Source organism: Pseudoalteromonas sp. NEC-BIFX-2020_015 (assembly GCF_012952265.1).
GTDB classification, from domain to species: Bacteria; Pseudomonadota; Gammaproteobacteria; order Enterobacterales; family Alteromonadaceae; genus Pseudoalteromonas; species Pseudoalteromonas neustonica.
The window spans coordinates 78,399-92,785 of sequence record NZ_JABCJL010000003.1; the positions used below are offsets into that span (position 1 = coordinate 78,399).

At 40.6% G+C, this 14,387-nt stretch carries 15 protein-coding genes and 2 tRNA genes; 12 read left to right on the plus strand and 5 right to left on the minus strand.

Annotated features, from left to right (window positions below; translation table 11 throughout):
• Positions 1–31: 31 nt before the first annotated feature.
• Entirely contained in the window at positions 32–922 is an 891-nt protein-coding gene (locus tag HH219_RS03330) for a YegS/Rv2252/BmrU family lipid kinase (protein WP_169326622.1), read from the minus strand.
• A gap of 322 nt (positions 923–1,244) precedes the next feature.
• On the opposite strand from HH219_RS03330, the gene HH219_RS03335 reads away from it, so the two are divergent.
• From HH219_RS03335 to HH219_RS22270, 6 genes are all read left to right on the plus strand, one after another.
• Positions 1,245–1,385 (plus strand): hypothetical protein, encoded by a 141-nt coding sequence (locus HH219_RS03335; RefSeq protein ID WP_167349695.1) that lies wholly within the window; start codon positions 1,245–1,247, stop codon positions 1,383–1,385.
• A 211-nt stretch (positions 1,386–1,596) separates the two neighbouring features.
• Positions 1,597–1,687: transfer RNA gene (locus tag HH219_RS03340), tRNA-Ser, on the plus strand.
• Positions 1,688–1,739: 52 nt separating this feature from the next.
• Positions 1,740–1,832 (plus strand) — tRNA-Ser (locus HH219_RS03345).
• Positions 1,833–2,120: 288 nt separating this feature from the next.
• Positions 2,121–2,576 (plus strand): hypothetical protein, encoded by a 456-nt coding sequence (locus HH219_RS03350; RefSeq protein ID WP_169326623.1) that lies wholly within the window; start codon positions 2,121–2,123, stop codon positions 2,574–2,576.
• Between the two features lie 348 nt (positions 2,577–2,924).
• Positions 2,925–3,551, plus strand: a complete 627-nt coding sequence (locus HH219_RS03355) for a LysE family translocator (protein WP_169326624.1) — start codon at positions 2,925–2,927, stop codon at positions 3,549–3,551.
• A 154-nt stretch (positions 3,552–3,705) separates the two neighbouring features.
• Entirely contained in the window at positions 3,706–3,912 is a 207-nt protein-coding gene (locus HH219_RS22270; protein ID WP_282960284.1) for a hypothetical protein, read from the plus strand.
• A 45-nt stretch (positions 3,913–3,957) separates the two neighbouring features.
• Here HH219_RS22270 and HH219_RS03370 read toward each other — a convergent pair whose 3' ends face one another.
• Together HH219_RS03370 and HH219_RS03375 are read right to left on the minus strand one after the other, a co-directional pair.
• Positions 3,958–4,734 carry an amidohydrolase gene (locus HH219_RS03370; protein ID WP_169326625.1) on the minus strand — a complete coding sequence of 259 codons (777 nt, stop codon included), beginning with the start codon at positions 4,732–4,734 and terminating at the stop codon, positions 3,958–3,960.
• Positions 4,722–5,864 (minus strand): methionine aminotransferase, encoded by a 1,143-nt coding sequence (locus HH219_RS03375; protein WP_169326626.1) that lies wholly within the window; start codon positions 5,862–5,864, stop codon positions 4,722–4,724. The genes HH219_RS03370 and HH219_RS03375 overlap by 13 nt, the downstream gene beginning before the upstream one ends.
• A 98-nt stretch (positions 5,865–5,962) precedes the next feature.
• On the opposite strand from HH219_RS03375, the gene HH219_RS03380 reads away from it, so the two are divergent.
• The 5 genes from HH219_RS03380 to HH219_RS03400 all read left to right on the plus strand — a co-directional run bounded on the left by HH219_RS03380 (position 5,963) and on the right by HH219_RS03400 (position 10,445).
• On the plus strand, positions 5,963–6,592 hold the full coding sequence (locus tag HH219_RS03380; protein ID WP_169326627.1) for a methylthioribulose 1-phosphate dehydratase: 630 nt from the start codon (positions 5,963–5,965) through the stop codon (positions 6,590–6,592).
• Positions 6,589–7,275 (plus strand): acireductone synthase, encoded by a 687-nt coding sequence (gene mtnC / locus HH219_RS03385; RefSeq protein ID WP_169326628.1) that lies wholly within the window; start codon positions 6,589–6,591, stop codon positions 7,273–7,275. The genes HH219_RS03380 and mtnC overlap by 4 nt, the downstream gene beginning before the upstream one ends.
• Positions 7,272–7,814 carry an acireductone dioxygenase gene (locus HH219_RS03390; protein ID WP_169326629.1) on the plus strand — a complete coding sequence of 181 codons (543 nt, stop codon included), beginning with the start codon at positions 7,272–7,274 and terminating at the stop codon, positions 7,812–7,814. The genes mtnC and HH219_RS03390 overlap by 4 nt, the downstream gene beginning before the upstream one ends.
• A 31-nt stretch (positions 7,815–7,845) precedes the next feature.
• Entirely contained in the window at positions 7,846–8,187 is a 342-nt protein-coding gene (locus HH219_RS03395; protein WP_169326630.1) for a gamma-glutamylcyclotransferase family protein, read from the plus strand.
• A 101-nt stretch (positions 8,188–8,288) separates the two neighbouring features.
• Positions 8,289–10,445, plus strand: coding sequence for a winged helix-turn-helix domain-containing protein (locus HH219_RS03400; RefSeq protein ID WP_169326631.1), 2,157 nt, complete (start codon positions 8,289–8,291; stop codon positions 10,443–10,445).
• On the opposite strand, the gene mtnA is transcribed toward HH219_RS03400, so the two are convergent.
• Positions 10,442–11,464 (minus strand): S-methyl-5-thioribose-1-phosphate isomerase, encoded by a 1,023-nt coding sequence (mtnA, locus tag HH219_RS03405; protein ID WP_169326632.1) that lies wholly within the window; start codon positions 11,462–11,464, stop codon positions 10,442–10,444. The genes HH219_RS03400 and mtnA overlap by 4 nt on opposite strands.
• A 134-nt stretch (positions 11,465–11,598) precedes the next feature.
• Between mtnA and mtnK the strand changes: the two genes are divergently transcribed.
• The gene (gene mtnK, locus HH219_RS03410; RefSeq protein WP_169326633.1) at positions 11,599–12,816 is read left to right on the plus strand and encodes an S-methyl-5-thioribose kinase; all 1,218 of its coding nucleotides are present in this window, start codon (positions 11,599–11,601) and stop codon (positions 12,814–12,816) included.
• An 85-nt stretch (positions 12,817–12,901) separates the two neighbouring features.
• Here the strand turns inward: mtnK and HH219_RS03415 are convergent, their stop codons facing one another.
• Positions 12,902–14,383: an FMN-binding glutamate synthase family protein gene (locus HH219_RS03415; protein ID WP_054205293.1), complete on the minus strand. Its 1,482-nt coding sequence runs from the start codon at positions 14,381–14,383 to the stop codon at positions 12,902–12,904.
• Positions 14,384–14,387: the final 4 nt, after the last annotated feature.

The following is a 14,387-nucleotide window of genomic DNA, read 5'->3' on the forward strand; positions in this document are numbered from 1 at the left end:
AGCGCCTACTTGTTAGGCGCTTTTTTTATTTTTAACTGCATACTTTTTTTATCTCTAACTGTATAGAGGTACACGTTGGCACACAAAAACGTAGGGCTCGTGGGTGCACTTGAATAGAAGCAGGTGTTACACCAATCAACTCGCCATCGGCTTCAATAGGTAAATTAGGTGTATTAATGGTTGCAACCGTCACGCGTTGATACTCAAGTCCTGTCATTGTATGGTGATTGCGTAGTAATAAACGCATAAAACTATATAGGTTGCCCAACAACCCACGCGCAGGCATGGCATAGCATTCCAAGTAACCACTGTTCAATCGTGCCTTAGGTGCAATAGCCAAGCCACCACCAAAATAACGATGGTTCGCAAATACAGTGATTAGATTTTTATACGCATACTCACGCCCTGAAAAATCACTGGTGATATGCGTACCTTTATAACCTAATAGATATTTAAATCCTGCCAAGCTATAACCAAGCGAGGACCAAGCAGGTTTTGTCTGCAATGCTTTGACAACATGAGCGTCAAAACCAACCCCTGCAATATTGACAAAATAACGGTCATTTATTTGCCCAACATCTATTTTGACATCACCTTGACTAAAAACCGCCGTGCGCCACTCTTTATCAGAGCAGCCAAAGCCTCGTGAAAAATCATTCCCTGTACCTAATGGTAATAACGCCAACGAACACGAAAGTCCCATAAGTGCATTAACAGCTAAATTGAGTGTACCATCCCCTCCAACCACCACTGCACGTTGATAATATTCCGCGCGTTCAGTTATTTTTTTGCAATCTGGATGAAAATTTCCCGTGGTATATATTATTTCAGTACTTATTTGTCGTTGATTGCACTCATGGAGTAACCAATCACATACTTTTTTATGATTTTTATTTGTACTTGGTTTAATAATTATCAACATCGTAATACCAATCTACCCACCTATTTAAAAAAACACATTAACAAAAGATAAATTAATCTGAATAATTAGTCACTTTTTCTATTTCACAATGCATAAAAAATAAAAAATAAAATTAAAACCCTTTAAATACAGACCAAAAATACCACCCAACCTTCATAACCATGCAGTTATCACAGATCATAAAATCTGAACTGCACGTTAAAAAAATATATTCAGATTAGTTATTTCTATCCGACCACCCCAATTTTTATCGTTTTATTTTTGTGCAATTAAGCGTCAGAATAGCCCTGTTGTCAAAACAGACATAACCCGGAGCAAAGTAATGAACCCAGTAAATACATTAAATGAAAATGCAGCAACGCATGTTGCCGTAAAACCAACCAATCGCAAAGCAAAAATGCTCGCTAAACTTAACCGTTATGGTAAAAAGCTAGCACTTGGCGGCGCAGTTCAATATAAGTAACCACCCAACCATGGTTACTTTAGCGGTGCAGCAAACACCCAACCACTAAATGAAAACACTTATTTAGCTCCCTCGTTTGCTGCAACCCCTTCTTAAAACACCTAAAAAACACTTAATTTCAAAAAAAAACCACTTTTTAGAACAAAAAACCAGCAAACGATCTTTTTCCTATTTACACAGCCCACACACCTAAGTATTATCTTGCGTCAACGGAGAGATGGCAGAGTGGTCGAATGCACCGGTCTTGAAAACCGGCAGGGGTTTATAGCCCCTCTAGGGTTCAAATCCCTATCTCTCCACCATTATTACTTTTTGGTGGTTCACTCGACTATCAAAATGAAAAGTTTATGCGCTGGAGAGGTGGCCGAGTGGCCGAAGGCGCTCCCCTGCTAAGGGAGTATAGGGTTTGTAGCTCTATCGAGGGTTCGAATCCCTCCTTCTCCGCCATTTATTAAATTAAACCGCTTAATTGCGGTTTTTTTATGCCCGCAACCTTTACACCTGTGAAGGAGGGTGAGAATCCTCGACTAGGGTTCGATAAAATGTCAGGAACATTTTAGGCCGCTGCAAGCGTCGCGAAGCGATTGATTACATGGATGTAAGCAAGCCCATCCCTCCTTCTCCGCCATTTAATAACGAAAAAAGCCCCGCAATTTATTGTGGGGCTTTTTTTGTTATTAAATGGCTGAAGGAAGCTGAAAACTCTCGACACGGATGCTATGGATAACACAAAATATGATTAAACCTTTCATTCCTAACACTTTCATACCACCTACAACTTTTCAAACCGATCATTTTTATTTTAAGGTGCTCGATGATGATATAGCCGAATTAGATTATGCCGCGGTCATGTCTAGCCAAAAAAGGTTACAGGGTATTTTTGGCCCTGCATCTAACTGGCCAGATCCAAAAATGACTCTCGCTGATAATATCGCCAGCTTAAAGATTCATAAACATGAATTTAATACTCGTAAAGCGTTTGCATTTTCAGTATTAGATAAATCCCAGAACATATATCTTGGCTCAATATATATCGACCCAAGTCCATCTGTAGATTATGACTGTTGCGTGTACCTATGGATCAAAGATGAATATATTTGTTTAGATAAAACACTTCATCAAGTTGTCAGTACATGGCTTTGCACACATTGGCCTTTTGAAAACGTTTTATATCCTGATCGGGATTGTTAGCGCGTGTTGACCTTTTTGGATTGAAATTTGTTCAATCTAGGGGCGATTTAATCGCGGCGCGAGGTTTGTAACCTAGCGGGCTAAGTAAAAACCGAGCAAAGCTTGTGCGTCCTGCTCACGCCCCTTACCTACATCCGTGTAGGTAACAAAGAGTCAATCGCCCCTAGGAAGAACCCTTTGGGCAGCGCATGTTTGGCATTTATCAATCACGAAAAGTCAATACGCTCTAGAGCGTATAGCAAACTTGTCTGCACGATATAAAAAGAGTAACTTGCTTGTATACATAATAATCAGAGCCTCTAAAGCAAGTCTATTATATTGTTCAAAGTCATTGAATAAAGGGTAACTATGTTTCCGTTGGATGTTTTTATTGCTTATACACTAGCGTGCCTATTATTAGTCATTTCGCCAGGGCCTGACAATTTACTGGCAATTAGTCGAGGCTTAAGCCAAGGTAAATCGGCCGCAATAATTTCAGGACTGTCATCTGGCCTAGGGATATTATTTCATGTGCTAGCAGCAACTTTTGGTTTAACTCTGCTAATCCAAACCTCTGAATTTGCTTTTTATATGATTAAAGCAATCGGTGCGGCCTACCTTATTTATTTAGGCATTAAAGTTTTACGTTCAAAAAATTTGATTTCTTTAGAACCAAGTAATAAAGAATCATTTAAACGTATATTTTCAACCGGCTTTCTCTCTGCTGCACTCAACCCAAAACCTGGCATATTTGTACTCGCTTTTTTACCACAATTTATAAATCCAGCTTTAGGGTCTATCACGGCTCAAATGATTGGCTATGGCCTGTGGTTTGCCATTTTAACCACAATTGGCTTTAGTTTAATGGGAGTGTTTTCATCTCAGCTTGCCAGTTGGCTAAAAAACAAACCTAAACTAATAAACAACTTGAATATTGGTGCTGGAATAACGTTTATTTTTTCCGGGCTCACTGTCGCATTTATGAAGCAAAGATAACTAAAAAATCAATAATTTTATTACTGATTTTCAATTAGAGTATCACGATGAATGAACTTGAAAAAATGCAGGTAGGTTTATACCCTATATTGCCTCAGATCCAGAACTAGCAAACACGCGAACTCACGCCAAACTGGTATGCCATCAGTTTAATTTGGCCGATCCAACAACACCGTATGAACGAGTTAAAATTCTTGGTGCCTTATTAAAGTTTAAAGGTAAAGCCTACCTTGAACCGATGTTTTATTGCGGTTTTGGTTTTAATATAGAGCTTGGCGATAATTGTGTAATTGGCGCAGGCAGTGTAGTGACAAAAGATATTCCGGCCAATTCGGTGGCCGTTGTAATCCCTGCAAAGTGATTAGGGCGATAAAAACTAAATAGTCGCCCTGGTTGTTAACGCAGCTTAATCTTGCAAACTAAACCCATCTGCATCTAAATGCGCGGGGAAACTTTGCTTAAATAGTTCAAGCGGCTCTTTCTTTAAAGTGGTAATTACAATGTCTGATTCATTGTCTATTGCAGCGACTAGCACATCACCTTTGAAATCATACACTGCAGTGCCGCCATTATGCGCAACGCCATTGCCATCTTCCCCCACACGGTTCACACCAACCACATAGCACTGGTTTTCCATCGCACGCGCCATTAATAGGGTATCCCATACATTACGCCTTGCTGCGGGCCAATTGGCGACATTTATCATCACATCGTAATCGTTACGATTACGTTGAAAAACCGGGAAGCGTAGGTCATAACACACTTGCGGTAAAACCCTAAAACCATTAATGGTGAATATTTGGCGCTGCTGCCCAGCTTTTACAAAATCACCTTCTTTACCCAAACAAAATAGGTGGCGTTTGTCGTAAAACTTAACCTCACCACTGGGCCACACCCAGTAAAAACGATTGGCTTTTTTGTCACCTTGCTCTACTAATACGGAGCCTGCAACCACTGCATTGGCCGATTTAGCTGTCGCGATTAACCAAGCAAGTACTTGACCGTTTTCCGGTTCAGCACAATCGAGGCTTATCGCAAAGCCGGTGGCGAACGTTTCGGGTAATAAAATAAGATCAACCGCTTTATCTATATTAGCTATTTTATTACCAAAATTTTCCAAGTTAGCAGCTTTATCTAACCAGTTAAGCGAGGTTTGCACCAAAGCGAGCGTTAAAGTTGACATAAAATCTCCGCAGCTTGCAGCAAAGTTTCATCGCTTTTAGCAAAGCACAAACGAATTACTTTATCGTAACTTGGTTGTTGATAAAACACACTCAATGGGATAGCAGCAACGCTCGCCTGTTCAACTAGCCATTGGCAAAACTCAACATCATTTAACTCAGACACATCACTGTAATCGAGTAGCAAAAAGTAAGTGCCTTCGCTGGGCAAAATAGTAAAGCGGCTACCTTTAAGAGCATTACTGAGCACATCGCGTTTTTGTTGATAAAACTCACTAAGCTCATCCACATGCTCTCCTTGTTGCTCTAACATATCGGCTAATGCATGTTGTGCAGGCGTAAAACTTGAAAAGGTCACATATTGATGGATTTTACGAAACTCCACAGCCAAGCTTGTTGGTGCGATGCAATATCCCATTTTCCAACCCGTACTGTGAAATGTTTTACCGAAACTTGAAATAACAAAGCTTTTTGCAAATAGCGCATCATCACGCAGTACACTTAAGTGAGGCTGCCCATCAAAGGTAATGTGCTCGTATACTTCATCGCTGATGACATATAAATCATGCGCTGAAACTATCGCTTTAAGGGCATTTATATCTTGCTGCTTTAATGTTTTGCCACTGGGATTATGTGGGGTATTTATAATTATTGCGCGGGTGTTTTTATTTACGGCACTGGCAACAGCTTGCCAATCAATCACATAATCTGGCGCATGTAGCGCAATATTAACCGACTTACCGCCTGCCAGCTCTATTGCCGGTTGATAAGAGTCATAAGCGGGGTCAAATATAATGACCTCATCGCCGCGACGTACAATAGCTTGAATTGCAACAAATAATGCCTCTGTAGCGCCTGATGTAACGGTTACCTGCTGATCGGCATTAATTTCTGCACCGTATTTTCGCTGTGCTAATTCAGCTATTTGTTGCTGTAGTCGCGGCACGCCACTTGAAGGCGAATATTGATTCATTCCTTCTAATACATAATGGTTCAGCTGTTTTTTTAGCAGCTCTGGCGCGTCAAATTCAGGGAAACCCTGCGATAAATTAATTGCTTCATATTGATTTGCTAAAGTGGTCATTTGACTAAAAATACTGGTGCCTAAATTTGGCAATTTACTTTCAAACACTGGTTACCCTTAATGATGGTTTTGCGCCCAAAGCGATGCTATCATTGCTTATAAAAGAAGTATAGCCGTCTAAATCGTTTTAGTAGCTCGAGGATTATATGCATAACAATACCGCTATTTCAGAACTTATAGAAGCAGGAAAATGGATCAGTCAACGTGGTTGGGTTCCTGCAACAGGTGGCAACTTTTCGGCTCGTACAACCACCGGATTTGTTGTAACTGCCAGCGGCTTTGATAAAGGTCAGCTCGGTACTCATACCTTTATTCAGTTAGACCATAATGGTGATCGCAGCGCAGGTTCAGCCAAACCTTCTGCCGAAACAGAGCTGCATTTATGCATGTACAAACTCATTCCTTCAGCTAACTTTGTATTGCATACCCACTCTGTTGCGGCCACGGTACTATCGCGGGTAGTTAAAGGCCACAGCCTTGATTTACAAGGCTACGAAATGCAAAAGTCAATTGCAGGCAATACGTCACATTTAGACACACTTAGTATTCCTATTTTTGATAACGACCAAGATATTGATCGCCTAAGCTTATTAGTAAGTGACCATCACTTACACACGCCAATTGAGTATGCAGTGCTTATTCGCGGCCATGGTCTATATGTTGTAGGGCGTGATATTCGTGAAGTACGTCGCCACTTAGAAGGCTTAGAGTTTTTATTTAGTTGTGAGCTTGAGCGTTTAAAATTAGAAGGTATTCCAGCAGAGGCAAAAGTATGATCAAGGCATTATTAACTGATATTGAAGGCACAATTACCCGAATTTCATTTGTTAAAGAAGTGCTGTTTCCTTATGCCGCTGCGCGGTTACCCGAATTTGTAAAAGCAAACCAGCAACAAGACGCCGTAGCTGAACAATTAAATGCCGTAAAAGAATTTATCGAGCAGCCAGATGCCTCTATAGATACGGTTATTAACACCTTGCTCAAATGGATTGCCGACGATAAAAAAATTACCCCACTTAAGCAACTACAAGGTTTGATTTGGCAGGCGGGTTACGAAAATGGTGATTTTACTGGTCACTTATATCCTGATGCCTACCAGTTTTTACAACAGCAAAAACTCGCAGGTCAGCAGCTTTATGTGTATTCGTCAGGTTCAGTAAAAGCACAACATTTGATTTTTCAATACTCCGATTTTGGTGATATCCGCCCACTATTTACTGATTACTTTGATACCAAGGTTGGTGCAAAACAAGAGCAATCATCGTATGAAAACATTATTACGCAACTGCCATTTGACGCAAATGAAGTGTTATTTTTGAGCGATGTGGTTAGCGAGCTTGATGCAGCTAAAGCCGCAGGCCTAAATACGTTGCACTTAATCCGTGATGATCAAGCCTGCTCGGTTGAACATAATTACATTAACGATTTTAGCCAGTTTACAGCGGAGTATTTAGCATGAGCCAATTAACTATTTTTGCTGACTGTAATGGCGAAAATGCGCTTTTTACAAGTCATGACAACAACGAGATAGCCGCAGAGTTAAATAAGGTCGGTGTACGTTTTGAGCAGTGGCAAGCAAGTGCAGTGATCACCGCCACTACTAATAATGAGGAGATCATTGCATCTTATAACGCCGATATCGAGCGCCTAAAGCAACAAGGGGGCTATCAAACTGTTGATGTAATTTCATTGGCTAAAGGTAACCCTTCAGCGGCGGATTTACGCGCTAAGTTTTTATTTGAGCACACCCATAGTGAAGATGAAGTACGCTTTTTTGTGAAAGGCCAAGGGTTGTTTTGCCTACACATTAACGACAAAGTTTACCAAGTGTTGTGCCAACAGGGTGACTTGATTTCAGTCCCTGAACTCACGCCGCATTGGTTTGATATGGGCAGCGATCCTGAGTTTACCGCGATTCGTTTGTTCAATAACACTGAGGGCTGGGTTGCACAAAGCACAGAATCAGAGATTGCCAAGCAATTTCCGTTATTAGATTAACGACCTGTTATTTAAAACCAAAAGGCTAAAAATGGAAAAGCTATTCTCGTACGGTACGCTGCAATTAGAGCAAGTACAGCTTGATACCTTTGGCCGTTTGCTTGAAGGCCAAGCCGATACACTACAAGGTTACGTAATAGGTGAAGTTGAGATCTCCGATGCCGCCGTGCTGAAAAGCAGCGGCCAACGGTTTCATCCTGCATTAATTAAAACAGGACTGGCGACAGATACAGTAACCGGCACCATTTTTACTATCACCGCAGAAGAACTCGCCAACGCAGACAACTACGAAGTTGATGATTACGTACGAGTTGAAGAGATATTTAGCTGCGGTATTAATGCGTGGGTGTATGTAGCTAAAAGCCTAATATAGCTTACATTAGTTTACAAACACCCAACAAAAATACCCTAAAGACAAACAACTTCTGTTATTATTCTTTGTGATAAAAGCAATAAATAATTAAAGGATTAGATATGGGGCTGGCGCGTTTTCTCACTCAAGGAAACTTAATATTAGTTGGCGAGTGGCAACTAAATGTTGATCAGCAAAGTATTAGTGACGGTGATAACGTTAGGGAATTAGAACCTCTGCTGTTCAAACTATTATGCTATTTTATTGAACATAATGATCGAATAATTCCTCGCCAAGAACTTGCTGAGAATATTTGGCAACAAAGTCATGTAGATGATAATGCTATTAACCGCGCCATCTCTGAGTTAAGAAAAGCCCTCAAGTCAGCAAAACAGCCCGGCCAGAGTATCAAAACTCATTACCGAGCTGGCTACAGTTTATTTATTCCAGTGAACTCAAGCGCAATTAGCGCTGAAGCAGAGCTTGCGGTAACCAAACCTATTATAACCCCTTTAGTTCCGCCAACACTGCAACCGACGAGAACACCGATAAAAGTATATTGGCCTTGGACTATGGTCTTGCTGCTCTTAGTGATTTGCTTTTCTTGGTTTTATCAAGAGCAGCCATCTGCCAGCAATGAAACACAAAATTCTATGCCTTTTCTTACTTTAGAAGCAGAAACTATTTCTTGGCATAAGGGAAGTTACTATAACTTATTGCTTCCCCCTGATAAAAGTAAGCTGGCTTACACGGTTACCGCTACAAAACCAAGCGAAACAAATAATATATATGTGATGGACTTGGGCAGTAAAAAAGAATATTTGATTGATGCTGGCAAAGTTTATATGCAAGGTTGGTCAAGTGATGGTGAACGATTATTTTACATCAAGTGTAAGAAAAATAATAAATACCAGTGCCAGCAATGGCAAGCCAGTAATTTTATTTCTAAAGAGATAAAAAAGATGCCCCTACCGTATAGCATTACAGGGGGTGAAGAACTAACTCAGTACACGGAAATTGGCGATACAGCAATATTTCGTAGAAATAACTATCGTGGACTTACCCACCTCAATGCGCTCTATGCCTATGATAAAAAAACAGGTGAGGAGCTGCGTATTACTACACCCAATATAACAGGTACTGGTGACTACTTATTAACATCGCTCTCAAATCCCGATAGAATTATCTTTGAGCGCCATAACGTTAGCCAATCTGAGATTTACATGGCTAACCTTGATGGGAGTTCGTTGAAGTTATTAACGACCAACACCCACAGAGCATGGGCGGCTACTTATGACAAAGATGACAACACACTAATTTGGTACAGCCGCTTTAATTCGACAATTGAGTCATTTTCACTTGATACTATGCAGCTGGAGCAGGTGATTGAAGCTCCTGTAAATGCAGCAAATTACGCATACCCACTTGATAAGAAAACCATATTAATCAGTACTGACTTACACGATTTAGATGTCAATATCTTTGATTTTAAAACGGCAACCATGGAACATATTGCCACAGCAAATAAACATGAGCGCGATGGCGTAGCACTGAAAAATGGTGATATTTACTTTGCCGATGCTTATCACTACGATAAACGCGAACATTGGTTAAAAACTAACAACCAATTTATCAACATTACTGATCAGTTAGGCACTGATAATATAATTATAGCTGCTGATGCTAATAGCTCGCATTTATTGAGCTACAACAAAAGTAGTTATCAACTCTCCATTTTGAATGCCACTGATTACCATGTGATAAAACAGTGGTCGGTGCCTGGCCATATTCAAAGTGCTGTAATGCGTAACAATAAAGTGGCTATAATCTATACGGATGCCACTAATCAAAACAACCAAATAATACTGTTAAATACTGATAATGAAAACACTGTAATGAGTGACATCGACACTCCACTTGCGCTTGCTTGGATTGATGACGATCAGTTAATTGTGCATACAAAAAACACGCAATTTTTAATACTTGATAGCCAAACCAATACTTATAAAGAATTTGCAACACCAGATAAACTAACGACAATCAAACCCTCTATAGTGGCTATAGCAAGCAATGATAAAACATTATTTGTGGCAACCGATTTAGAAATATACAGTACGACTTTAGATACAATGCAAGATATTAAAAGTTTAGTGAAAATGAAGCCAACAAACTATATAACAAAGCTAAATGCCCAGAATGATAAGTTAGCTATTTCATTTTTATCTACCAACAACCCAAATAGTATTGAGCTTTACACAGAGCATAAACCAAATGACTAAAAGCCCCTCAAAGCGCCTCGCTTAATATCGGCTTGGCTATATACTCCAGTATCCAGTACCCAGCCCGTGATAAGCTTTGCGGGCGTTACGTCAAATGCTGGATTGTAAACTTTTGCGTTAGTCGGTGCCCAAAGCGCCTCGCCAAAACTGCCGCTGACACCGCGTACCTCTGCTCCATTACGCTGCTCTATTTCTATATCTTTGCCGCACGCCGTGTTTATATCTAATGTGGTTAGCGGCGCAACAACATAAAATTCAATATCATGAAAGTGCGCAAGCACAGCTAAATTGTAAGTACCTACTTTATTTGCAAAATCGCCATTGGCGGCGATACGGTCTGCACCCACAAAAATTTTATCCACTTTGCCCGCGGCCATTAAACTTGCAGCCATGTTGTCGCAAATTAAAGTATAAGGGATTTGCCAGCGCTCTAATTCAAATGCAGTCAACCGCCCACCTTGTAACAATGGCCTAGTTTCGTCTACCCACACATGAATGTCACCATGGCGCTGCTGCGCTTTATAAATCACCCCAAGCGCAGTGCCTATGCCTGCAGTAGCTAACGCTCCCGTATTACAATGAGTCAGAATATTATCGCCACTATTAACGAGTTTTGCTCCGTGAGTTGCCATTTTCTCGCACAGAGCAATGTCTTCGTTGAACAGCTTTACTGCTGTGTTTATAACTTCAGCTACATAATCTTGCTGCTGTAATGCCACCCTTAGTTTCGCCATGCAATGCATTAAATTAACAGCGGTGGGACGCGTAGCTTCAAGGTCATCAATGGCTTGCGCTAAAACAGCTTTGGTTGTGTCTTGTTCAGCCAAATAAGCAATTAATAAACTAGCACCTAAACCAATCAATGGAGCACCACGAATTTTTAAACTCAAAATTAGCTCTCTCATGGTTTTTACATCACGGCATTCATGCCACACCTGTTGATGGGGCAATAAATACTGATCCAATACCATTAAGGTATTATTTTGGAATTTTAAGCTGCTAGCGATTAAATCTTGCATATGAGTTGGACCTACCAATATAAAATCTGCTGCTATTTTACATCAGTTTTAAAAACCCACAAGGCGGAAGTGTAGACTTCCAAACGGTTAAAGGTATAGAATGCTATTGTTCCTGAATTAATAAGAGAAGCCCGATGGCCAAATACTTTGCGTTTAATGCCCAGCATGCGATTGATTATATTAAAAATCTTGTAAAAGAAGAGAGATATGATTTTTTTCAGCCAGATCAAACTTTAACTGCGTATGAGTTTGGTGATGGTAATTTAAACTTAGTATTTAGAATCAGTGATGAGCAAAATAACAGCGTTATATTAAAACAAGCACTGCCTTATGCTCGCTGCGTAGGAGAATCATGGCCATTAACACTTGATAGAGCACGAATTGAAGCTGAAGTGTTAGTTAATCATAGCGCTATTTGCCCTGAACACACAGCCAATGTACTGCATTATAACCCCGCATCAGCGTTAACTATTTTAGAAGATCTGGGTCATTTACAAATTTTACGCACCGCACAAATTAACGCAGAACACTTTCCATTGCTTGGCCAGCATGTAGCCCGCTATTTAAGTTATACGGGATTTTATAATTCAGATTTTTACTTAACCGCTCAGGATAAAAAAGCGAAAGTCACTCAGTTTACCAACCCTGAACTTTGCCAAATTACTGAAGACTTATTTTTTAACGATATTCTGCGTGAGCATGAGCGAAATAACTACCCTGCACAATTACAAAGCACGGTGAGTAAATTACAAAGTAACGCTGCGCTACATTTAGCAATCGCAAAACTCAAAGCGCAATTTTTATCATGCCCGCAAACTCTGCTCCACGGTGATATGCATAGCGGCAGCATTTTTGCAGATCAAAGCACCACTAAGATAATCGATCCTGAGTTTGGTTTTTTTGGCCCTATAGGCTTTGATATCGGCTCATTTATCGGCAACTTATTATTAAATTACTGCGCTCAAAACGCCCGCATTAGTGAGTTTGTTATTCGCCGCAACTATCACAGCCACTTACTGACTTGCCTGCAAGAAAGCTATAGCTTATTTGAACAACAGTGGCTTGCACTAATTGTAAAGCAAAGTACTGATTTGAATTTGCAAGCAAATGGCTACGCTGAACACTTTATGCAACAAGTTTTGCAAGATGCTATTGGCTACTGTGGTGTTGAGCTTATTCGCCGTACGATTGGCTTGGCTCATGTTGCCGATATTGATGGTATTGAAGATGAGCAAGCCCGCTTAGATGTACAGCGTCACACCTTAGCGCTGGGCGAGCAGTTAGTACTCAACGCCCATACCTGCAATAACAAAGAGGAATTTTTCTCTTTATTAATAAGCCAACTAAATTAAGTGTATAAATATAGCAAAAGGCACTTTATTAAGTGCCTTTTTATCAACCTACTTTGGGCGGGCCCTATTACCTAGCCCCTTTAAATTACTGATAATTTTCATACATTTTATCTAGTGGTTCTGATAAGCCATTTTCCTGCACAACCCGAACATGTTCACGACTAAGTTCTCGAGCACTAAATACACCACATGAGTGCGCAATTAACCCCGCCCCATAATGAATATACTTGTTGTAATTAGCGACACGCTGCGCCTTGTCAGCTACATCAAGGCCGCGCTGCAAGCGTTCATCGTGTGTTGTTATACCTGTTGGGCAAGTGTCTTTATTGCACTGCAATGCTTGAATACAGCCCAGGGCAAACATATGACCACGTGCAGAAACAACAAAATCTGCGCCAAGCGCCAGTGCCCAAGCCACTTTTGACGGCACAATTAATTTACCCGATGCAATCACCTTAACCCGCTCTCGTAAGCCATGTTTTTCAAGCATGCTAACGACTAAAGGTAGACTCTCTTTTAAGGGTAATCCAACCGAGTCCATTAAAGGTTGAGGTGCCGCGCCGGTGCCACCATCAGCACTATCGATAGTAATAAAATCGGGCGCTGATTCGATACCGCGATGGTTTATTTCTGCAAACAAGGTTTCTAGCCATGCATAAGCGCCTATAACGGCTTTAAAACCGGTAGGCTTACCTGTTGTTTCACGGACTTTTGCAATCATATCAAGTAAGTCTGACGGATTTTTAACCTCTGGATGACCATTTGGGCTGATTGAATCTTGCCCCTGTGGAATGCCCCGAATAGCTGCAATTTCAGCATTAACTTTTTTACCGGGTAGCATACCTCCTTTGCCCGGTTTTGCTCCTTGGCTCATTTTTATTTCAAACATCTTAACTTGCTCATAAGCCGCAATCTCTTGAAGTTTTTTAATGCTCAAATTGCCTTGCCCATCACGCACACCATACTTAGCCGTGCCTATTTGGAAAACTATATCTGCGCCCCCCTCTAAATGATAAGGGCTTAAACCACCTTCGCCTGTATTCATCCAGCATCCTGCAAGCTTTGCACCTTTTGATAAAGCACGCACTGCAGGTTTAGATAAGGCACCAAAACTCATGCCTGAGATATTAAATAGGGAGTTTGTTGCATAAGGTACAGTACAATAAGGCCCAATTATTACAGCGCTTGGCTCGAGGGCTTCTTCGTCTAAGGTAGGAAACGCACAGTTCATAAACATAACTGTACCAGTGACTTCTAAACTCTGTGTTGAACCAAACGCTGATGTACGGTCAACATTCTTAGCCGCTTTGTACACCCAACTGCGATCAGCACGGTTGAAAGGCATTTCTTCACGATCCATGGCAAAGAAATACTGACGAAAAAACTCGCCTTGGCGCTCAAAAAAATACCGAAACCGGCCAATCACCGGGTAGTTACGCCTAATAGCTTGTTTTGATTGAGTTACATCTGCAATATAAAAATAAATAACCACTAATACAAACAAACCCAATGCCACAATAAATAAACTGGCAAACACATCTATACTAAAAATTATAAAATCACTCATCCAA